Here is a 22,230-nt window from a genome sequence, read left to right as displayed (position 1 = left end):
CTGCAGATATCCTCTCAATTTAAATTTGAATTGCAACTATTTCAGCCCTCTTAATAAAGCTATTTGAAGGTAGATTAAGACAATTGGTGAAATAAAACAAAAGACCTCCAAATTAGAGGTCTCTTGAGGGTGTCTATTTAAAATAATTACTATTGAAGCAACTATAGAAAGCGAACTAAAGTGATTGCTCTGTACATTATTTGCTGAAAAGCATAATGCCATTCTTTTAAGCAGTGATAAAGTGGTGCGCAATACGGCCAAAAAGCGTTTGATCGATTATCATGGTATGCTTTGGATTTTTGACCGGTTGGTGGCCGCCGGGCTATTGAGCAAGGGAGAGGCGTCTATTAAGCTACAGCATCTTATAAAATCTAACATCGTTTTTCAGAACAACCGGGAATTGGTGGCTGAAATGGAAAAGCGGTTGAAGGAGTGGGGCGGTGGATAATGTGTTATTTGTTTATGTTGTCGGTGGTAGATTCAGAAGAAATATTCTCCGCATCGTTTTATTAATGCTTTGAGGTTAGTCTATGCATAACATAGAACACTTATCAAAGTGCCTCTGCTAGTACTTAAAAGTATAAGAGATCATCAAATAAGCCCATATCGGTACCCTTTTATGATGAGTTAATTTTTTCAAATATTCCATTTGCTTTTGCGCTATAAAATAAGAAAAGCCCTGGTTGATTTCAAGGTTTTTGATAGGCGTAAGCCTCACCGACAGATCATTTTCAAATCCTAAATATTTGTTTTCGTTCAAGCCCTGGTCGTTTACCAGCGGATGCTGTGTATAAAACAGGTGATAGTCTGACCTGACGGCTACCTTTTTACCCAGCGGGAAGAGGGCGAACAGGTAAGGGTTAACCAGCCCCTTATTGTTTACGTCTGCCGGAAACTTGGTAAAAAAGTTCATATTGCCCATAAACTTCCAGGCCACGCCATAAAGCACATCGAAATTATTAGATTGATAACCGGAGAGCGTTCTGTCGCCGCTGAGTACTTCTGCACCCAGCCGCAGGGTAACGGGTTGGTAACTTAACCTCAACTCCGGCTGCAGGTAGTAGGCATTCAGTTTTTTGTTAGCGCTTGCTTTGCCATATTGGTAATAACCACTTACAGTAATATAAAGCATGTCCTGCTCCCATTCAATACGGCCACCGCTTGTAAACCGCTGGTAGCTTTTCTGGGTTTTGAAAAAGTCTACCGCATTGATAGTTGTAACCGTTAAGGCTTCGGTGGGACGATAGTTGAGGTGGTGAATCAGCAACCATTTATACCTGTGTTCCGCAACCGGCGAAATATTTTTGTCAAGCCAGGGTTTATATTTGCGGGTTGCTAATGTAAAAAGATCAGTAGAAAGCTGAGCGTTGTTATAGGTCAGCCTGAGGCCTTCATGCGACCGGCTTTGTTGTGCCCAGGGGGCATCCGAAAAGATTCTACCATTGTCCAAAAGAACTCCTTGTCTGCCTATTTTAACCATAAGGTTGCTAAGGATTTTTTTCTGAACGTATAGCTCAAAAGCATTAATACCACCGATAGACGAGGGCTTACCTCCCTTTCCCCATAAATGAATTTCCTGCAGGGAGGTGTGAAACAAAAAGTCCTTTTGAGCATAGCTTACACTGAGCCTGTTGCGCTGGCTGGCATATAACTCCGATTGAACGCTATCATTGATAACGGTGCTATAGTTGCTCCTGTATTCAGCGCGAGGTCTTATCTCCAGGCTGATGGATAGTTTTTTTTGTTGAATGGTGTCCTGCGCAAAACTACCTACCCCTTGGAAAATGTATATCCCCAGGCAGAGGAGGCTCTTCAGTAAGATTTTTACGTTTTCCATTCTAATAAGTCTGGAAAAGTAAAATCAAATTATTAATCTACCAAATTAGTAGATTATTTGGGCCGCCGGGATAAGCATTAAAAAAAAGCGCCTATTTATTGGATATTTGGTTGCCTGCTACGGTAATTTCTGGAATTGTGTAATGGCCAGAATATGCTGCCGCCCACCTCCCACAAACGGAGCCCGCCTGGCTGGACGGACAAGCAAGATCGATGCCCTATATTCTTAAGATGGGAGCATAAAACAATAGGGCTGCCTACCATTACAGGCTGCTGCTTTATGTAAGCGGTTGTCTTTGGGTTTTATGGATGTAGATGCGTCTTCATTTTTGCACACCATTCTTCGGAATGCTAATGGTAGATTCTCCCAATAGGTCCAAAACGTGCTGTCTCCATGCTTTTATGGGTATTTCTGGATAAAAATATGGGTATAATGTGTAGGAGAAGGAACATACCGCCTGGCTGGTCAATAAAAAAGACCCGAAGACCACCAATGTCTTCAGGCCCGATGATATGATTTATGTAAAATGGATTAAAAGCTTAAACGGCTAACATGGCGACCGCTTGCTGACCCTTATAGATGTACTGCCCGAGGCACGACTTCACTCAGCAACCCCCTTTGGGAGGAATGCGTTTATAAATCATTTTACCATCCCTTTCTACGTATGCGCCGGTTACTATTGCATAGGAGTACTTGGGAGCGTGCGATACAGCATGGCCCCTGATGATTATTTTGTCGTTCACCTTCAGGCTACGCAATGGCTCCAACTGAGACTTTTCCGGAGTAAAATTTAGGATATAATCATCACCCTCAATTCTCACCATCACTCCGAAGCCTAACCGCGAGCCTGGCGGGAGCGAAAGACTCGTTACAACCGCCTCCATACTGGTAGCATCAACAATATGCCTGCTTATTTTAGCAGCAGTAGTCAGCACTTTTTTACCTTCGGGAGACGCCGTCCATTTTTTGTAAGCGATGCCGCCGGGGGTGGACTCCCATTGTTTTATTGCTTCTGTTTTTGCTTCAGCCGCAGAAAGTGGCTTTGGAGCTGGTTTTTCAACGTTTTCATTTTTGATTTCGCGATTGGCAAATACCAGTCCGCTTGCCACTACCAGCGGTACAATCAGCGCATAAATAACTTTTTTCATTTTTTTACGGTTTTAATTAATGAGAATCAAGCGCCCGGTTAAATCAGGATCTGCGTAAAGCATCTCCCTTATTTCCATATGCTGGTTGCCCGGGATACAGCTAAGCTACTTTGATCCTTTCAGCTGGACGCGTTTGTATTGTAAATTAAAATGTAAACATTGTAAATTATTGTAAACGCTGTCTTAAGATATTACAAATCAGACACTTAACAGGCAGCCTGAAGCAACCGCCCCCAAGTGCAACAATAATGTACCAGCCTTTACAGATGCTAAGATTAAAGCCTTATTTGCATAAGATGGACGCATAAAAGTAATACCGCACAGCCTAAGATTACAGGCTGCTGCTTAACCGAAGCAGAAAAGAAGGCAAAATCGTGATGAGGTTATTTTCGCCCCGTTTTCCCCAATTGACTGAAAAATTTCTATCGTCTATCTTTTTTATGATTTACAATTTTGCTTTTGCTTCAGCTGCTGTTACGACTTTGCCAATAGCGCCAAATTCATGCAGATCTCCGAATACTTCAATCCTGATGGACTGGTCTATACCACCGACTTTTACGGCATCAAAACCGCTTTCTGCAATTAATTGCTCTATGGTTACGTCAATAGTATTGTCGTCTGTTGCATAAAACAGTACTGCTTTTTCTGGTGTCTGGGCGGATGCCTTTTCCAAAGAAACGGCTCCCAATGTACCGAAGGCTTTTGCCAGTTTTGCCCCTTGCGGAAGAATGGCTGCATTCAACTGTCCTGCCGATTGATTTTCGTCTATAATTTTTTTAAACCCTCCTTTTTCGTCCGGTGCGATGGGATTAGATGGGTCGATAATGATTTTGCCCTGAAGCGCTGTAGCATAGGTTTTGAAAAACTCCTGAATGGTACTGAACCAAACAGATAAGATGATCACATCTGCTTGTTGGATCGCCGCTGCAGTATCTGTAGCGGTTGCCAGGCTACCTAATTCAGTGGCCAAAGCCTGCGCGTCGGCTAACTTTCTGCTGGCAATAATCATGGGCTGGTTGCCCTTTACCAAATTTTTGGCTACTACTTTGCCAATGTTTCCTAAGCCAATGATGGCTACTTTTTGATTCGTTGTCATTACTATTTCGTTTAAGTTGTGATTGAATTGTATAGTGCAAAGATGCACCCATACAATAGCCCACTCCAATGAACTGTGTCAAGAAATAGTGTTGATATAGTTTAAGACTTTAGACGTTTATTACGAATGCGACTCAGAAATTCGGGCGTAATGCCGAGGAAAGAAGCTATTTGAGTTTGCGATAGTCGATTGAGCAAATGTGCATAGGTATTTAAAAATAAGTCGTAGCGCTCATCTGCCGTAGAGCTGATACTTTGCAGCATTCGCTTTTGTAAGCCCACATAACTATTCTCAATCAATACTCTAAAAATACGGTCAAATTTTGGGGCTTTGGTGTAAAGCGCTATTAAATGCTCGTGACTAATTTGGAGCAACATTGTGTCTTCAAGCGCGTCTATATTGAGTTCGGAAGGCGTCCTTCCATGAAAGCTGCCAATATCAGTTGTCCACCAATTTTCTGATGCGAATTGAATAATGTGCGTATTTCCTTTTTCATCAATTTTATACATTCTTAAGCAACCGCGCACTACAAAATTTATGTGGTTGCATACGTCTCCTTCCTGTAATATGTACTGTCTCCTTCTATACAGTCGGGGTTTGAAAAGCTCCATTACCAGTTCCTTTTCCTCTCCATTCAAGGGAATTAGTCCCTCGAAGTATTGAATGAGTGGATCTATAGAATTTTGCTGGAACTCGGCTTTCATCGAACAAAAATATCAAAATTCCCGGAGGCTCTGAACTTGTACCCATATTGTTAATAGTTGAGGGCAGATAATAATAGGTAGCCATCAATAAAAAGGGCAACCTTTAATTGCCCTTTTTATTACTCCTTAGCCAGGGAAAGTATCGTATTAAAAGAGGCTGTGTTTCTTATAATCCCTTAATTGGCGTTATCTAAAAAAGCTTTACATGATTCTATTTCGTCACTAACTGGTAAACCGTTACCGACTGACATTTTTCCACGGGCGATAAAATATACGCTTACCTTCTTCTTTTCTATCATCATTTAGGAAGCTTGGGGTGTATCTCTGTTGAAGTTGTTGTAGAATAACTGTTATTGCCAAGCTGGTAAACCGTTACCGACTGAAATTTTTCCCCCGACTTTAAAACCGTTGAAGGAAAATTGGGATGATTGGGCGAATCGGGGAAATGCTGTGTTTCAAAGCAGAAGGCCTCACGGGCATTGATCGGATTGCCATTGCGGTCTTTGTCCACGCCTTTCAGTGTATTGGCTGTAAAGAATTGTATGCCTGGCTCTGTGGTAAACACTTTCATGGTGATACCCGACTTAGGACTGAATGCGGTAGCGGCTAATTGAGACGTCTTTGTTCCTTTTCTTTTATTCAGCACAAAATTGTGATCGAAGCCGCCGCCGTATTGTAATTGCTGGTTAGGCAGATCTACCACAGAACTAACAGTGGTAGGCTTTCTTAAATCGAACGGTGTATTAGCAACGGATGCTATTTCGCCGGTAGGCAGCATGGCTTCATTTACAGGTGTGTATGTGTCGGCATTTACAGAAACTATGTACCCCGTTACAGTACCACCGCCTTCCAGGTTGAAATAACTATGGTTGGTTAGATTAAGCACCGTTTTTTTATCGGTTGTTGCAGCATAAGCAATCTTCAATTCGTTTTGATTGTTTAAAGAAAAGGTGAGGGTTACTTTTAAATTGCCGGGAAAACCGTTTTCTCCATCCTTAGACAAATAGGCGAGTGTTATCAATTTATCAGAAACTTTTACCCAGTCCCAAACCTGCTCGTTAAAGCCCATGGGGCCGCCGTGCAGGTTATTACCATTATTATTCAATGGTAATTGGTAAGTTGTTCCATCCAAAGTAAATTGTCCCTTTGCCATGCGGTTGGCATACCGGCCTACTGTAGCCCCATAATTACGACCGGTTGCCTTGATATATTCATCAATAGAATTAAAGCCTACTACAATATCCACGGGCTTACCGTTTTTATCCGGCACAACAGCGCTCACCAATCGTGCTCCGTAATTGGTAACGGCTACCTGCATGCCCTTTTTATTACTTAAGAAAGCAATACCTGTTTTTTTACCATTTAATTCCTTCTCAAATTTTGCCGGATCCAGGTAGGCGGGTCGCGGTTTTTGAGCGGTTACCACTAATGTCAACAACATACCAACAAGGATACCAGATAACCGTACGATAGCTTTTGTATAGCTTACAGGGGGCAAAGCAATTTTCATTTTGGCAATATACATCATCATGAGCATACTTGGTTTTTACAACGTTTGAATAGGATGGGTTGGCGCTCTTTCTACAAACCGCCACCGGACTGATCTGCCAGTTAACACAATAAAACCTGCCGTTTACCGACTTGGTGTTTCCCTGGCCCTGTTTGCGGTCTAGGTTTGCAGCATGTCAAAAAACCCTACTATATACAGCGCCCTGTTGCTGATACTGCTTACTTGTTTTTCTACTGCTTTTGCACAGGATACAAACCTGGTTATTATAAAAGGAAAAGTGGTTGATTCATTACAGCAGCCCGTGGCATGGGCTACTATTAAGCTTATGAAAAAAGATTCTGTTATTGCCACAGGGGCTGCCAACGAGCAAGGTGTTTTTCAATTAACTGCTAAAAAAGCCATCACCGATATTCAAATTACCAGTACATCCTATGCGCCTTTTACCAAAGTCATCAGCATTGACAAAGAACAGCATGCAGCCCTTGACCTCGGCGTGCTTAGACTTTCAAAAAACAGCGGTGAGCTAAAGGGTGTAACCGTTACTGCTTCAAGGCCATTAATTACGCGCGAGATTGATAAGCTGGTGTACAGCACAGAGGCCGACCCCGAAAGTAAGTTCAGCAGCGTGCTGGAGATTATGCGCAAAGTGCCATTCCTCGCAGTTGACGGACAGGAAAACTTAACCATGAAGGGCAGCAGCAGCTATCGCATCCTGATCAACGGAAAGCCATCGGGTATGGTGGATAACGATCCGAAAAGTTTTTTAAGATCGCTGCCGGCATCCAGTATTCAAAGTATTGAAGTGTATACCACGCCTCCGGCCAAATATGATGCGGAAGGATTGGGTGGTGTGATTAATATTGTTACCACCAAAAGAGTAGGAGAGGGTTATAAAGGCAACATTAACCTCAACGGCGCTTATCCCAATGGCGGACCGGGAGCCGGTTTATCTTTTACGGCCACCCATAAAAAATTTGGTGTTGAATTATTTGGAGGCAGTAATCTTTCTTATAACCCATCGGTTGAAGGCACAACTTACAGATCTACCACCGGTACAGTGCCATCAACACTAAACGTTACAGAAAACACCCAAAGAAATAGTCATGGCCGGTATATCGGCACCCAGTTTAGCTACGACATCGATTCTCTTCAATTACTTACGGCTCAACTCAATTTCAACGGATCGTTGAATAAAAGTAAGTATGGACGGTTCTCTCAATTACTGGCAGAAGATGAAACACAACAGTTCAGGCAGCGTACGGATAGCAAGGGTAATGGCAATGGCTTTGATGGTGGATTGAACTACCAGCTGGGATTTAAAAAAGACAAAGCAAAATTGCTTACCGTATCGTATCGGTATATGCAGTATAAAACCCGCAGTAACGTTGAAAACGCTTTTTATGATACGATCAATTATGCGTTGCCCGATTTTAATCAGATTAACAACACCGCTTTTATTGAACAAACCGGCCAGGTAGATTATGTGCAAAACATTAAAAAAGTAAAAATGGAGGCAGGTATTAAAACCATCTTCAGGGAGAATAACAGTCATTTTAATACACTTGAATTCGATCCCGTTCTGGAACAGTTTATAGCTGATGGAGACCGGCAAAACGAATTTGAAAATAAACAGTCTATACTATCGGCATATAACACCTACTCCTTTGCTTTAAAAACCTGGGGCTTTAAATTGGGTGCTCGCTTGGAGCAAACCTATAATGATATCGATTTCAGCTCCACACAAACCAGGCTAAAAAATAATTACTTTAACCTGGTTCCTTCCATCGTTATTAATAAAAACAACAAGAACGGCAGCTATTTCAATATTGGCTATAATCAACGTTTAAAACGCCCGGGCATCAACCGTTTAAACCCCTTTGTCGACCGGTCAGATCCCAACTTTATTGAATCGGGCAACCCCAACCTGCAACCATCGCTGATGCATAGCTTTGACCTGGGCTATGGTATCAATAAAAAACAATCGGTAAACCTGGGACTGATGTACGCCTTTGCCGATAACCTCGATCTCAAAACATCCCGGTATGATTCTGTATCGAGGATCACTTATACCTCTTTTGAAAACTCCGGTAAAATTGATGCGTTAATGCTGAATGCCAATTTCAACCTGGCAATTACCAAATCGTTGAGAACCGTTATCAATGGTAGTGTTTCGCATTTCTGGATTGAAAGTGCCGTAGATGTTCGCGATATCAAAACGCAAAGAACATTGTACAACGCTTCTGTATCGAATACTTATACCTTTAAAAAAGATTGGCTAGCTACCGCTTCCCTTAATCTTTACAGTGATAACCTGGCGCCCGCTCAAATACAGGGAACCGTTAATGGTTATGTGGCTACTAATTTTAGTGTGAGCAAATCCCTGTTGAATAAAAAACTTTCGCTATCCGCCTACGTAAACAATCCTTTCAACACCTACCGTAATAACCGCACTGAAATTATCTCTTATAATTTTATAGAGATCAATACCAACCGCGACTATTTCAGAAGGTTTGGAATGAGTGTTAATTACAAGTTCGGAAAACTAAAAGATGATATCAAGAAGAACAGGCGTGGCATCAATAATAATGATGTGTCGAATTAGTGGCTTGCAGCCGGCATTTTTTTATAAAAGTTACGCATCAATGAAAATCTTTATTCTCTCCATCAGTACTCTTTTGATGGTTAACAACTCTTTTTCGCAGGTTGAAAATAATACCAATAAGAATGTAAGTTCTTTAACAGCGGCGCCGTCCATTTTCGATAACAATAATGAAATTGAAAAATGGTTAAAAGATCTTCATGTTCCAACACTGGGGTTGGGAATTATTGAAAATGGGCAACTAAAGCAAGTAAAAGTTTTTGGCGACATCAAACCGGGCTTTTCTGCTCCTTATAATACCATTTTTAACGTTGCTTCACTCACCAAGCCAGTGACCGCAATGGTCACATTAAAACTGGTGAGCCTGGGCAAATGGAGTTTAGATGGACCGGTTTATAAGTACTGGCTCGACCCGGATCTTAGTGACGCACCACAGATTAAAAAACTAACTACCCGCCATATTTTAACGCACCAATCAGGGCTCCCTAATTGGCGATGGATGAACGCAGATAAAAAGCTGAATTTTCTGTTTGAACCAGGGACAAAATATCAATACTCGGGCGAAGGAATGGAGTACCTGCGTAAGGCTCTAGAAAAAAAGTTTCATAAGTCCCTGGAGCAACTGGCCGATGAATTGGTCTTCCATCCATTAAAGATGCGGGATACCCGGTATACCTGGAGCACTAAAGTGGACTCTGTAAGACTGGCGATTGGCTATGATCCCAAAGGCAATGCTTATGAGCCGGTGAAAAATAAAATCCCTAATGCGGCTGACGACTTGTTGACAACCATTGAAGATTACGGAAGGTTCCTTGTTAGCATCCTCAATAAGAATGGGCTCTCCGAAAAAGTGTATGCGGACATGATCAACTCACAGGCCTTGATTAAAAAAGGTTCTGCTTTTGGCCTGGGCTTTGTCGTTTACGATCTGGGGAATAACGAGATCGCTTTATCGCATGGCGGAGCCGACCAGGGCGTGCAAACCATTTTCTTTATACTTCCTAAAACAAAGCAGGGCTTAATCATTTTTACAAATGTCGATGACGGCTACAAAGTTTATGAAAAATTAATTACCCACTACCTGGGTGATGCGGGTAAAAAGATAGTGGATATTGAAATGAAATAAGATGATAACCTCTCGCCTGTAACTGTATCTATTCACATTTTAAAAAAGCAGGTTTGTGCCTAAGAGCTCCCGATTGTATTTTTTGTATTTGCTCTCTAACTATTATTGAATATTCACTTTCTTCATGCCTTCTCTTCCATAAAAAACGGGGAAGTACATCATTTCAGCCTTGGCCGGGTTGAGATTATATACCCCTGAATAGCGGGGCATTAATTCGATATCAAATACATATTTGCCCTGGCTGAGCTTTGTACAAAAAATAGAGGTCTTGTTTTTAAAATATTCCCGGTGGGTTTCTACACCCCAGAAGCTTTGCCTTTTGTTTTCATAGTTACAGCCTGCGGGTATCGGCACTTCTACCATCACATACTCTGCATCGGCTCGGGCGGTTACTTCTACACGCAGCAGGGTCGTCTTACCCCCCTTTAACTCTTTCGCTTCAAAACCGTTCTGCATAAAATAAGATTTTACCTCGAAGTCTTTAGATACTTTTTCAGGTTGCCTGTTTTGAAATTGCTGGTACGCCGTAAAGTATACCGGCATATTGCCTTGTTTACTAACGGTAATTTTTTCTCCTGCGGGGTACTGTTGTTCAAAGGGGAACTGGTTGATTAATTGTCCATTAACCTGAGCCGTTGCGGGTTTTGGTTTTTCGCCTTCTTTTAATAAATCAGGTATTATAGTTTCCAGAATCAAGGATGATTCATAAGTATTACGCCACTGGCCGTTTCTGCGTTGCTCTAAAAAGTATTGTCTTATCCTGGCTAACTCCTTGTCGTGACCTCCATCGGCTCTTAAAATTTTGTAGGCCATTAGCGTGTTTTGTATACTGTTATTCCAGAAATGGTATCGCTCTATACCCCAATACAAACCGCCGAACATAGTTGTCTTTTTATACTTTATTAAAGAATCCATTGTTACGGGTACTCCTGCCATTTGTTTGAGCTGTGCCATCTGCATCCACTCATATAAGCTCTTCTGCCGCTTCTTATATACCGAATCTGTTTCTTTCAGCTTTATCCAATCTTTAATACTATGGTTGCGATCCACCACCTGCAGTAATCGGATCATATTGACATCTGCCATTGCCCCGGCGTCTGCTACTTTGCCCAGCAGGTATCTATATAAAATGTCTTTGTTGAGTTGTATATTATAGCCCTGCTCTTCTGCCATTAACAGCGCCTCCACTACATGCAGGCTGATCCAGGGCTCTTCGGATGTTCCCTGCCACCATCCCCACAGGTTTTGCATGCTCTTATTTTCATTGAGTCTTTTTATAACATCGAGAATGTGTTTTTCATATTTGAACTGTTCTTTTAAATAAAGGCGTAGCTTCTTTTCTAATAATAAGGATTTTAGTTTAGAAGCCAGCTGTTCATTACACAGATATTCATAATCGCGTAAATGGCGCATTTCATCTAAAAGTACCGGGAACACCGATGCCTCCGCTCTTACCGTACCCATACCCTTATTTTTGTCAAAGACATATTGTAGGGTCGTGTCACTTTCCAGGTAAAAAAAGCGGCCCTCTGTTTCTTTTACCCCGATAGCGTAAACCGGTACTTTTCTTTGCTCGCCATCAAAATAACCATTGGGTTGTTGTAAAGTATATTCAAAATTGAGACTATCCGTTCCATTCACCTTCACCATAAGGGTATCAATATGAGCATTGATGACATTGATACTATCGCTACGTAATTCCTGGCCATCAAATTTAAATATCCTTTTTACGCGCTCTGGCATCGGCGTATAGTTCATCAGCTTACCTATCACGTTAATGCTATCGCCTTCTACCGCAAACAAGGGCGATGTAAAATTGGCGCTTAGCGTTTTAAAAGATTTGATGGTTGTTTCCAGGTAACCGCTTTGTTGTTGACCGTTAATAGCAATGACTCTTGTCTTCCAGCTGGTAATATCATCAGGGAACGTAACCGCAAAAGAAGCTTCTCCTTTTTCGTCAGTTATCAACCTGGGCTGCCAGAACCCTTCATCAGAAAAACGGGTACGCATTCTTTGTGCTCCGGGTTCCAGCGTCCCTGCCTCATTTACAATGGTGCTTCCTTTTTTGGTTTTAATGATGACCACTCCGTTAGCTGCACGCGATCCATAAATAGCAGTTGCATCTGCTGATTTGATAATGTTTAGCATTTCGATATCATTATGGTTTAAACTATTGATATCGCCATCAAAAGGAATTCCATCTACGATCATTAAGGGCTTTTGGTTATTATCGATTGTGCCGGAACCTCGTATCATTACACCAGCGGCTTTCCCCTGTAAGGCAATCGTTACTGACTCCAAAGACACTTCTTCCAGTTCACTGCTTTTTATTGTTGTTGCGGCCCCGGTAAAAGATATTTTTCGCTGAACACCAAAACCTACCACCACTACTTCATCCAGGTTACCGGCAGCGGTAGCTAGTTCCACATCTCCTATGTTTCCATTAGTAGCCTTAAGGGTAGTAGCGAAATAGCCAATCATTGAAACAACGATTTTCCCTTTCGCTGGAACATTTAATCTAAATACTCCTTTATCATCAGTAAGAACCCCTTCCGTAAGACCATCAATTGCCACGCTTGCGGCAGCTATTGGTTTTTTAGTTGCTGCATCTATAACACGGCCGGTCATTGTTTTCGTAAGCTTTGATACATCAAAAACCCGGCGGTTAAATAACTGTATGGTTTGCCGGGGTACTACCACAGCATAGTTTCTAAGGTGCTTCTCTGATTTGATACTGGCATCCAATTGTATGCTGAAAGGATCGGCATTATTCACCTTCAGCATTTTCCAGCCGTAATAGTTGATGCCTCCCGGACGGATTTCTACATCTTCTACTTTCATATACCGGTTGTCCTGTAAAAGGAAGAGTATATCGTATTTTCCGGCAGGCAGGTTTTGAACTGTGTGATCATTCCCGGACAGGATCAAAAGCTGGTGAGGTTTGGCAAGATTGCTGATCAATATGTTTTTGATATAGGGTAGTCGGTTCCTAAATGCCGTATCTATATCATATTGCAACCGTCCGGAGGTAGTATCCATGTCCAGGTTTCTTTGATACAATTGTGTGGTGCGGCTTCTTAAATTCAGGAACTCATTCCATATACTGTCATAGTCTTTATTTCGCAACACCTGCTGTTGATAGTTTTCTGCTAAAGCATGTTGTTTGCTTAATACTGTGTCAAACGCATACAAACCTTTATAAGACTTTTGTTTGATTAATCCCGGCGTAAATGTATAAGTATAGCCGGGTTCTTTGAAGAAGGAATGATTGACTCCTGGTGATTGAAAATAAAGTAGGCTGCTTCTTAATGGCCCAACAAGATGATCCTGTGCCCTTGAATTTATAGCAGTTGGTGGATTTAGCCATAGCCTGGTGCTGTCATCATGTACAAAGGTTCTGGCGCCTTCAAAATTATCTGCCACCCTGATCATATGCCGGTTTAGACGGGTTGCTTCCGATTCATCTAAAACAGGTTTTCTTTTTACTACATGCACCTGGCGATTAGTTGAATCGGCCCATATGCTAAACGTGGTCTTTACACCCTTCCTAAAGAACATTTCTTTTATCCATATTTCGTAGCCGGATGTACGTAAACGGATACTATGCACACCCGGTGTGATAGCAAATGCATACTGCTGCAGTTGTTGCGCGTTATAGTAAAAAACCGGCACCTCGTCTACATAAATAATATTTACTGCTTCAAAATCTCCATCCCGCATTACGAAGGGAGCAAATTGTGTAACGCTATCCCTTGCGGCTTCTGTTGTGATAAATAATGGGTTGGGGTGAGTGAAGCGGTAATAGGTCATAGTATCCAAAGCCAGCTCCCTGGCCCATTTTTGCCAGTTTAACCCGATGCTGCTATTGGCATACAATTCATCGCTTTCAAACTCAAAAGATTTTATTTTTCTCTGGTAGAATACTTTTCCAAATCGCGGGATCTGTGGTGCAGCGCTGTTGAATTTAGATGTATGTGCATAAGCGGTTACATCTACATCTGGCACAGGTTTTTCTTTTGGATCGAGCACTCTTACTTTCATGTTTACCTTTTGCCCGGGGTAAACCATGTCTGGTGCCAATAGCTTTATATCAAGCTTATTGGCATTATAAAAAGCACTCACCTCTTCGCTTTGTTCTTCACCATCCCAGAAATAGTTGATGCGGAAATGAGCCGCCTGTTCAGCTGAATGTTTCACAACTGTGTCCAGGCGGTTCGTATATCCCTTTAACAACACTTTATTGCCCGAAAACACCGTATACCAGAAAGGAACTTTATGCGGGTTAACAACGGCCAAATGCAGTTGGTGTTCCTTTTGAACAGCCATGGGTTGTATATCGGGTGTAAAGTGGCTCAATGCAATGACAGTATCGATCCCGTTATCCAGCGTCAGATCATAATCTTCCGACCGGTAATCGACTGGTATTGTTACCGGGAGTTGCACGCGTTGCGAGTCGATGATGGCACCACTGGCTGCATTTTTGTAGAGCCATCCGGTTTGCTTTTGTTCTTCGCCTGAGTCAGTAAAGCTAAAACTCAGGCTGTCTTTGATAAACTTCGCAGCAATCTCCTTTGTAGGCTTAGCTTTCCGGGCATCAAAGTCCAGGTATTGGTTATTGTATCTTACTTCATTGTTGCTGTTTAACATTTTTATGCTTAATGAAAACGATAATGCCGCATCAGGGAAAATACTATCGGGTACGATCAACTTTGTTTCGCCAACCGGATCAAGTACCATATTGTGTGCCCATAAGGTATCGCTTACAAAAACAGCGTCTCCATAAAATGCGGTAACCTGTTGAAGCCTGGCAACTATTTCTACACGGGCATCAGGTGCGGCGAGTTCATTCTCGTCTGTTGCCTTCATAAAAAGCGTTATCGGCTCGCCAAGATGATGCGTGGCTTTATCGGTTCGAACATTAAAGCTTAAAGACTTCAACTCGTAATCTTCATACCTGAACGATCCGGACACAAGCTGTTCTGACCGGTCATTGACTGAGTCGGTAAGGTGGATGAAATAATCCGCATCCAGCCTTAATCCCAGGCTATCCGCCAAAACAAACTGGTATTCGTAGCCGCCGGGCCGGTAGGGGTCCAGTAAAGCAATACGCTTAGGTCCCTGCGGACCATCCAACATAATATTTACTTTTTTAGTGGGTATATTCTCGCCGTTAGCATTTAAAACATAGGCTTTAAATTTTACCGTGTCATAAGGCTTATAGCGTGGCTTGCTAAACACCATGAAGCTGCGATAAGTATTAGATGACTGTTTTGATCGATACCGCTTCTTAGAGAATCGTTTTTTTATTTGTTTAACGGAAAATATATGGGCTATTCTTTGGGTGATGGTTGGTTTGGTACGGTTGGTATAGTTATCACCTGCATCATAGGTAAAATAATTGCTGATACCGTTGTGAACGATCTTTATGTATCCGGCTGTTTCAGGATACCTACTTTTAAAAAGCCCGCTGTTGGGGTCGTATTTTATCCTTTTTCCCTTAGCGTTGGTTGCCTTCGCCCCGGTTATACGATTTCCCCAATAATCGGTTAAGGTAAACTGGAAGTCTTTACGATTATTGATGAATTGTAACGTCACATTATTCTGCGCAATCAGCTGATACTCGAGCTTATTTTTGACGGGGCGGGCCCGCAGGTAATTACCGAAGGGAAGCTTCTTGCTTTGTTTAACATTGGTGTAACTATCTGCCAGGTCATGAAAAAAGGCATCGGTTACTGCCTTAGGATCCTTTATAAGGATCTCCGTTTCCTTATCCGTAAGCCGGTACATTTGTGTAACTGGTCCCCATGTAGGACTATTACTTAAAGTAGTTTGCGAACGCGCACTAAAAACTATCAAAAGCAGAAAAACAAGGCAGCAGGTTATTCTCATAACAACAATTGTATCATCATGATGCAATTGCTGAATACATTACATAAAGATTTTTTCCTTTTTCTTTATAAGCCCACATCTTTCTTTACTGTCAATCTATTCCTGTTTTCTTTTTTAAACTCTCCTTATTGAGCTCTGACATAAACGAAATCTTATCGGCACCTATATTTCCTTTCTGATCTATTACAATATAGGTTGGATATCCTCCTTCGGCGTTCAGTTTTTTCCGGAATTCACTTTCCAGTTTCTCGTCAATAAAAATATGTGTTCCAGGGGGCCTCAGTGTTCCAATTCTTGTTTTCCATGTTTCTATATCAGACCCGCTTGTTGTGCATAAATAAATATATTCAACAGGTAAATCTTTAGATTCATCGTGCAGCTTTTTGCTATTTGTAATATCTGCAATACAGGGACCACACCAGGTAGCCCAGATATCAATGACCAGTGCTTTGTTTTTAAATTTAGATTTCAGGTTCACTATAAACTGATCTATGTTATCAATACTGTCTAGTGTATATAACCTGGCTCCAAAGGGTAGGTTTGCCACTGCATTGCCAATGTAATGCTGATCTCCGGACAACTTGCCTGCCGACATAAACAACTTATTGATTTCATTTTTCCTGGAGGTAAACTCATTCAATTGCCGCTGAACTAAATTTTTTGTCCAGCCCGTTTTCATAGTACTGCTTATAAGCGGATAAATTACAGAAAAATTGTCTTTCCATCGCTCCATCAGCGATAGCTTTAAAATATCTGCCCGTGTAACATTGGCATTGTTCTCAATAGACCTTAACGCGTCCAGGCAATAAATTTTATCTATTTCTTTTTTGAACAGTGTATAGCGTTTGGAATACAATTTATCAAGCGATTTCTTTTCATTTTCGCCGGTTAGCCCCCGGTAGTAATTAATGGAATCCAATACCTCTTTTTGAACAGATGACATTTCCCCCGCATAAAGTAATTTTTGAATATCCGGTTCATCGCCGTCTTTCTTATTGGCCAGGTAAGAAGAAAGATTCCTGTAAAAACCAGCGCCGCTGTTGCTCATAAAATAAGGTTTATGCCTGATCATGTCTTGATAGGCTGCGCCACCGGTTTCTTTATCTCCTTTTAATCCAACAACCAGCCATTCGTAAAACGCAGATTTTGTTTCGTTTTTCACCGCCCATTGGTACCCCTGGTTTTCTATAAAAAACTCTGTGTCTATTTGCTGCATTGCGATATAAATAGAATCAGCTGTCTTTAAAAAAGGCTCCTGCGCTAATTTTCTGTTGGCCGCGTCAATACTGATATCCACCAACTTTCCCATAAGTTTTTCCCGCTCCCTTTTTTTATACAAGATGTGCTTGCAAAGGATATTATTTAGCCCGGCATCGGCTCCTTTAAAAGAAATATTGTCGCCATATATATAGGTTTCCTTTCCGGATTTACCCGCATCGATTATTATTTCCAATCCGTCGTTTACCAATACACCGGTATAATAAAGCCCCTCCACATTTAGCCAAACCTGCTGGTAGGGCAGGTTCTCGGTTAGCAAAATCTGTACGGTTCCGGTAGCATCAAGCCGGCTAAAATTTTTTGTTTGCATTTCCGCTCCTATGTGCACTGCGGAATATTTTACTTCTACTCCCTCCAGCGGGGTCTTACTATTGATTACCCTTACGGAGAGTTGTGGAATTTTCCGGAAATTAAGATATTGCGTTAAGTCTGAATCTTCTATTGTCCGGGGCCTGTTCTCTTTTTCCTGAGCAAAAGAGGGCAGGGTCATTGCTATTGCAACGACAAGTGTAAAAAGCTTCATGGTTTCTTTATTTTAAGTGAATTAATGCTTGCGTTAGAATTTCTTTCTTGCTTCTTGAAATAGGAATTTCATCTCCATTGTCCAGTATGAGGTAGCCACCGTCTTCTTTTACCCAACTTTTAATATGCTCCTTATTGACGAGATGTGACTGATGACAACGTATAAAATCAAACCCTGCCAGTAACTCCTCGTATTCGTAAATAGGCCTGGACACAATAATTTTTTCTCCGGACGAAAGGAAAAAGCTGGTATAGGCGTTTGAAGATTCGCAGCGGATAATATCCCGGGGATTTACAAACCGTGTTTCTTTTAATGTTGGCAGCGCCAGTTTATGTGTCGATTTTTGCTCCCTGTTTTTTATTAGTTGCAGCAGGTTTTCTAATTCATAGTTTTGCATTTTACTTTTTACACGGCTTTCGGCTTTTTGAACGGCAACTTTTAGTTCTTCTATATTTACAGGCTTTAGCAGGTAGTCAACTGCGGAAAATTTTATGGCCTGTATTCCATACTGGTCATAGGCTGTTATCAGTATGATTTCAAAACTATAATCGGGTAATTCTTTCAGCATTTCGAAGCCTGTTTTTCCCGGCATTTGTATATCCAAAAAAACGAGCTGGGGTTTTAGGTTCTGTATCAGCACTATCCCTTCATCTGCATTGATAGCTGTGCCCAATATATGCACCTGAGGACAGTACAGATGTAACAATCCTTCAAGATTTTCTACATTATTTTGTTCGTCGTCTATTATTATAGTTTGAATCACAGGAGCCAGTTTTTAAATATAAATATTACCCGCGTATAATGATCTTGCTGCTTGATTTCCCAGCGGATCTGGCGGGTTTTGAGGACGTCATTCAATAAATCGATTCTTTCAGCTGTTAGCTTCAGGCCCATTCCCTTTTTGGCGTTGGCATTAAATGCGCCGCCATTATCTTCAACAACAACTAATATGTTATCATCTGTTGCCGTATACCTTATCAGTAATTGACCCTCTTTATACAATTTAGAAATACCATGTTTTACTGCATTTTCTATAACCGGTTGTAATAAGAGCACCGGCATTTCTGTTGCATGTTTATCAATTCTTTCATCAACTTCTATATCATAATTAAATCCAAACCTAAGCTGCTCAAGCTTCAGGTAGTTATTAATTAATTCAATTTCTTCCGACATACTTATAAACTCGTTCTCACTTTGATTTAGGGAGTTCCTGAGCAGCATGCTGAAATCGTTCAGGTATTTATGTGCCCCTTCCATATCATTTTTAGTAACCAATCCCTGGATAGAAGTAAGCGCATTAAATACAAAATGAGGATTAAACTGCGACTTAATAGATTTGATCTCCGCCTGAGTTACTTGTTGCTGTATTTGCTGCCTTCTGATCCTGGCGTGTTGCCTGCGGTTCTTTATCAAAAGGAATACTGATAATAATGCCAGAAGCGATACAAGCGCCATTATTAACTTAAACCATACGGTTTGATACCAGGCTGGCTTTACAGTGAAGACGTATTCATTAACTGTTTGCCTTTGAAATGCATAACGTAGTAAGAGTTTATAGTTTCCCGGAGCCAGGTTTTGTAACCAGATCGCATTAGGGTTAAAGGTATTGGATTGCCAGCCCAGGCTGTCCCTGCCTTTAATAAGATTGTATTCTACCAATCCAACCGACTTTACTTTGTCCCTTAGGTATAGAAACAAATTATTTTCATCTTTTTTAAACACATGTTTTATGTAAAGCAAACTATCAACAGGTTGCAATTCTATATCCCCATAATAGGTGCTAGTATTCGGTTTGCTAAAGTCGTGCTTCCACTGGTATTTATATACCTCCATAAAATCTTTTAATGTGGATGTGCTAAAGGTTGCAATTACAGAAGGTGCCCGTTTTATCCACACTGCAGCGATTTTATAGGTCGTATCCGGATCCAACAGGTTTTTTACCTCTATTGTAATACTGCTGCCTACGGGTGCCTTAAACTCACCCAGGTAAGCCATTTCTGTCTGTTCCGATCCATCTACATTATAACGGTAATGCATAAAAGCCGGACTGAAGAATACAACCTTTCTCCAGCCCACTATTTCTTTTTCTTTGTTTTGTAACACTCTAAACCGGTACATCTCAACGTTGCCCTTGCCTATGCCGTAGGCCGTTACGATTACAGGAACCGAATCAAATAAGGGCACAGCCAACGATGAACGATAGTCTCCCCTGATAGCATACCCCTTCATTTCGGGAAAATTGAATTTAAATGCCTCAAGCTCCTTTAGTTCTTCTTTTAAATTTAACGCTGTTCTTGTATAAAGGCTTTTTGAGTGAAACAGGGAAAGACCCACTGGATTGTACCGGTCAGTTGGCTTTTTCGTTGGTGTAGCAGCCTCAAAATTGTCATAGGCATCACGTATTTTATTGCCGTCCAAGGTTCCGTTAAAAAGAGGATGCACAGAGTCTGTGATTACTGTTTGGGAAAAACAGTTCGTAAAAGTTAATAGTAAAATCAATATATGTAATACCTCTTTCATTCTACAGCAAATCAATACAAAAAACAGAAGAAAAATAAGCCGTTCTTTGAATTTTACCTATTAAGATTTGAATCGAACAGACCTGATCTAAAATCTCCAATCTTAAATCTCCAAATCGGGTATCTTTGCACGGCTCCAAAAGGTAGTTTGATTTACCATTTGGATATGTTTTCAATTTTTAAATTATGAGTGTACAACAATTATCGGAGCAGGAACAGATAAGAAGAGAGAAACTGCAAAAACTTAAAGAAGCCGGTGTAAACCCTTACCCGCCCGAGCTTTTTCCCGTATCGCACTATTCGGCGGATATTAAGAAGAGCTTTACAGAAGAAACTAAGGAACAGTTTGCACAGGTGCATGTAGCTGGGCGCATCATGAGCATTAATGATAAGGGAAAAGTTTTCTTTATTAAAATACAGGACAACCAGGGCATTTTTCAATTATATGTGAAGCGTGATGAATTATACCCAGGTGAAGATAAAAGCCTTTGGGATGTATTGGTAAAACATGGGTTAGACCTGGGCGACTTTATTGGCGCTACCGGTTATGTATTTATAACCAAAACCGGAGAGACCTCCCTGCATACGCAATCTTTGACCTTATTGGCTAAATCATTAAAGCCTTTACCGGTTGTAAAGCGCGATGAAGAAGGCAATGTGTTTGATGAAGTAACGGACCCTGAATTTAAATACCGCCAGCGCTATGCCGACCTGGTGATCAATCCTTCGGTAAGAGATACTTTTGTAAAGCGTACCAAACTGATGAACTCTATCCGTGAGTTTTTAAACCAGCAGGGCGCATTAGAAGTGGATACGCCGGTTTTACAGGCCATTCCAGGTGGTGCAGCCGCAAGGCCCTTTGTTACGCATCATAACGCCTTAGATGTTCCTTTTTACCTGCGTATTGCCAATGAGCTGTACCTGAAAAGACTGATCGTGGGTGGTTTCGACTGGGTATATGAGTTTAGCCGCAACTTCCGCAATGAGGGTATGGACCGTACACACAATCCTGAATTTACGGTACTCGAATTCTATGTGGCTTATAAAGATTATTTCTGGATGATGGAAACCACCGAGCAGTTGCTTGAAAAGGCTGCGCTGGATGTAAACGGAACCACAGATGCAATCGTTGGAGATAAAAGCATTTCCTTTAAAGCGCCATTTGCAAGAGTATCTATCTACGATGCTATTAAAGAACATACCGGTTTTGATGTAAGCGAGATGAATGAAGAGGGCTTGAAAGAAGTTTGTGGTAAACTGGGCATTCATGTAGATAAAACCATGGGCAAGGGCAAGCTGATCGATGAGATTTTTGGAGAGAAATGTGAGCATCATTATATACAACCTACGTTCATTATCGATTATCCTATCGAGATGAGCCCGCTTACCAAAAAGCATCGCAGCAAAGAAGGCCTGGTAGAGCGTTTTGAGCTGATGGTAAATGGTAAAGAAGTGGCTAATGCTTATAGTGAGTTGAACGATCCTATTGAACAGCGCGAACGTTTTGAAGAACAGGCGAAATTGATGGAGCGCGGCGATGAAGAAGCCATGTATATCGACTACGACTTTTTACGTGCGCTGGAATATGGTATGCCGCCTACATCAGGTATCGGTTTTGGTATCGACCGACTGGTAATGATGTTAACCAATTCTCCTTCCATCCAGGATGTTTTATTCTTCCCGCAAATGAGACCGGAGGCCTGGCATTGATTCGCAGACGGAGCATTTCCGCCCAATTTAGTACCTTTATAAGAAATGAGATGTTATGACGTCTTTAATTATTGATAAAAAGAAATATGTATTATTACCCGAAAGGGATTTTCAACTTTTGCAGAAAAAGGCAGCGATAAAAAGAAAAGCTGAAAAGACTTTTACAGTGGAAGAGGCTCGTACCTTCAGTAAAACGCTTATCAAAAAGTGGGCATCAGGAAAATAATCGTTCGAAAGTCTGCTGCAGAAAGCATTGCAGAAATTTCCTGGTTTGTTGAATCGAAAGGGTTA

At 41.4% G+C, this 22,230-nt stretch carries 14 protein-coding genes; 5 read left to right on the top strand and 9 right to left on the bottom strand.

The features are described from left to right. The first annotated feature begins 184 nt into the window (after positions 1-184). A complete protein-coding gene (locus tag ACLOAU_RS06590) occupies positions 185-448 on the top strand; it encodes a hypothetical protein (protein WP_427861065.1) in 264 nt (87 codons plus the stop codon). Positions 449-565: 117 nt separating this feature from the next. On the opposite strand, the gene ACLOAU_RS06585 is transcribed toward ACLOAU_RS06590, so the two are convergent. From ACLOAU_RS06585 to ACLOAU_RS06565, 5 genes are all read right to left on the bottom strand, one after another. After that, positions 566-1,837, bottom strand: coding sequence for an alginate export family protein (locus ACLOAU_RS06585; protein WP_427861064.1), 1,272 nt, complete (start codon positions 1,835-1,837; stop codon positions 566-568). Between the two features lie 605 nt (positions 1,838-2,442). Next, on the bottom strand, positions 2,443-2,985 hold the full coding sequence (locus tag ACLOAU_RS06580; protein ID WP_427861063.1) for a hypothetical protein: 543 nt from the start codon (positions 2,983-2,985) through the stop codon (positions 2,443-2,445). 445 nt (positions 2,986-3,430) lie between these two features. Next, positions 3,431-4,081 carry an NADPH-dependent F420 reductase gene (locus ACLOAU_RS06575; protein WP_427861062.1) on the bottom strand — a complete coding sequence of 217 codons (651 nt, stop codon included), beginning with the start codon at positions 4,079-4,081 and terminating at the stop codon, positions 3,431-3,433. A gap of 101 nt (positions 4,082-4,182) precedes the next feature. Next, positions 4,183-4,785 (bottom strand): Crp/Fnr family transcriptional regulator, encoded by a 603-nt coding sequence (locus ACLOAU_RS06570; protein WP_427861061.1) that lies wholly within the window; start codon positions 4,783-4,785, stop codon positions 4,183-4,185. Positions 4,786-5,083: 298 nt separating this feature from the next. Then, positions 5,084-6,316: an aldose epimerase family protein gene (locus ACLOAU_RS06565; protein ID WP_427861060.1), complete on the bottom strand. Its 1,233-nt coding sequence runs from the start codon at positions 6,314-6,316 to the stop codon at positions 5,084-5,086. A 151-nt stretch (positions 6,317-6,467) separates the two neighbouring features. Here ACLOAU_RS06565 and ACLOAU_RS06560 point away from each other — a divergent pair, with 151 nt between their 5' ends. Then, complete coding sequence (locus ACLOAU_RS06560; protein ID WP_427861059.1) at positions 6,468-8,897, top strand: outer membrane beta-barrel protein; 2,430 nt, start codon at positions 6,468-6,470, stop codon at positions 8,895-8,897. 40 nt (positions 8,898-8,937) lie between these two features. Beyond that, the gene (locus ACLOAU_RS06555; protein ID WP_427861058.1) at positions 8,938-10,020 is read left to right on the top strand and encodes a serine hydrolase domain-containing protein; all 1,083 of its coding nucleotides are present in this window, start codon (positions 8,938-8,940) and stop codon (positions 10,018-10,020) included. A gap of 102 nt (positions 10,021-10,122) precedes the next feature. On the opposite strand, the gene ACLOAU_RS06550 is transcribed toward ACLOAU_RS06555, so the two are convergent. The 4 genes from ACLOAU_RS06550 to ACLOAU_RS06535 all read right to left on the bottom strand — a co-directional run bounded on the left by ACLOAU_RS06550 (position 10,123) and on the right by ACLOAU_RS06535 (position 20,152). Then, a complete protein-coding gene (locus ACLOAU_RS06550; protein WP_427861057.1) occupies positions 10,123-15,909 on the bottom strand; it encodes an alpha-2-macroglobulin family protein in 5,787 nt (1,928 codons plus the stop codon). Between the two features lie 91 nt (positions 15,910-16,000). Beyond that, positions 16,001-17,710, bottom strand: coding sequence for a TlpA family protein disulfide reductase (locus tag ACLOAU_RS06545; protein WP_427861056.1), 1,710 nt, complete (start codon positions 17,708-17,710; stop codon positions 16,001-16,003). 7 nt (positions 17,711-17,717) lie between these two features. Continuing rightward, a complete protein-coding gene (locus tag ACLOAU_RS06540) occupies positions 17,718-18,473 on the bottom strand; it encodes a LytR/AlgR family response regulator transcription factor (protein WP_427861055.1) in 756 nt (251 codons plus the stop codon). Further along, on the bottom strand, positions 18,470-20,152 hold the full coding sequence (locus tag ACLOAU_RS06535; RefSeq protein ID WP_427861054.1) for a sensor histidine kinase: 1,683 nt from the start codon (positions 20,150-20,152) through the stop codon (positions 18,470-18,472). Before ACLOAU_RS06535 ends, ACLOAU_RS06540 begins: the two co-directional genes overlap by 4 nt. A 263-nt stretch (positions 20,153-20,415) precedes the next feature. Between ACLOAU_RS06535 and lysS the strand changes: the two genes are divergently transcribed. Next, positions 20,416-21,939 (top strand): lysine--tRNA ligase, encoded by a 1,524-nt coding sequence (gene lysS / locus ACLOAU_RS06530; RefSeq protein WP_427861053.1) that lies wholly within the window; start codon positions 20,416-20,418, stop codon positions 21,937-21,939. Positions 21,940-21,994: 55 nt separating this feature from the next. Continuing rightward, positions 21,995-22,165, top strand: a complete 171-nt coding sequence (locus ACLOAU_RS06525; protein WP_427861052.1) for a hypothetical protein — start codon at positions 21,995-21,997, stop codon at positions 22,163-22,165. Positions 22,166-22,230 lie beyond the last annotated feature (65 nt).

The organism is Paraniabella aurantiaca (assembly GCF_050309965.1).
Classification (GTDB): domain Bacteria; phylum Bacteroidota; class Bacteroidia; order Chitinophagales; family Chitinophagaceae; genus Niabella.
The sequence above is the reverse complement of the archived record's forward strand: the minus strand, read 5'-3'. Positions and strand labels throughout refer to the sequence as shown.

Bases quoted from the DNA above. Each gene is read 5' to 3' on its own strand.
- ACLOAU_RS06585 (WP_427861064.1), bottom strand. From the start codon at position 1,837: ATGGAAAACGTAAAAATCTTACTGAAGAGCCTCCTCTGCCTGGGGATA.
- ACLOAU_RS06580 (WP_427861063.1), bottom strand. From the start codon at position 2,985: ATGAAAAAAGTTATTTATGCGCTGATTGTACCGCTGGTAGTGGCAAGC.
- ACLOAU_RS06575 (WP_427861062.1), bottom strand. From the start codon at position 4,081: ATGACAACGAATCAAAAAGTAGCCATCATTGGCTTAGGAAACATTGGC.
- ACLOAU_RS06570 (WP_427861061.1), bottom strand. From the start codon at position 4,785: ATGAAAGCCGAGTTCCAGCAAAATTCTATAGATCCACTCATTCAATAC.
- ACLOAU_RS06565 (WP_427861060.1), bottom strand. From the start codon at position 6,316: ATGATGATGTATATTGCCAAAATGAAAATTGCTTTGCCCCCTGTAAGC.
- ACLOAU_RS06560 (WP_427861059.1), top strand. From the start codon at position 6,468: ATGTCAAAAAACCCTACTATATACAGCGCCCTGTTGCTGATACTGCTT.
- ACLOAU_RS06555 (WP_427861058.1), top strand. From the start codon at position 8,938: ATGAAAATCTTTATTCTCTCCATCAGTACTCTTTTGATGGTTAACAAC.
- ACLOAU_RS06550 (WP_427861057.1), bottom strand. From the start codon at position 15,909: ATGAGAATAACCTGCTGCCTTGTTTTTCTGCTTTTGATAGTTTTTAGT.
- ACLOAU_RS06545 (WP_427861056.1), bottom strand. From the start codon at position 17,710: ATGAAGCTTTTTACACTTGTCGTTGCAATAGCAATGACCCTGCCCTCT.
- lysS (WP_427861053.1), top strand. From the start codon at position 20,416: ATGAGTGTACAACAATTATCGGAGCAGGAACAGATAAGAAGAGAGAAA.
- ACLOAU_RS06525 (WP_427861052.1), top strand. From the start codon at position 21,995: ATGACGTCTTTAATTATTGATAAAAAGAAATATGTATTATTACCCGAA.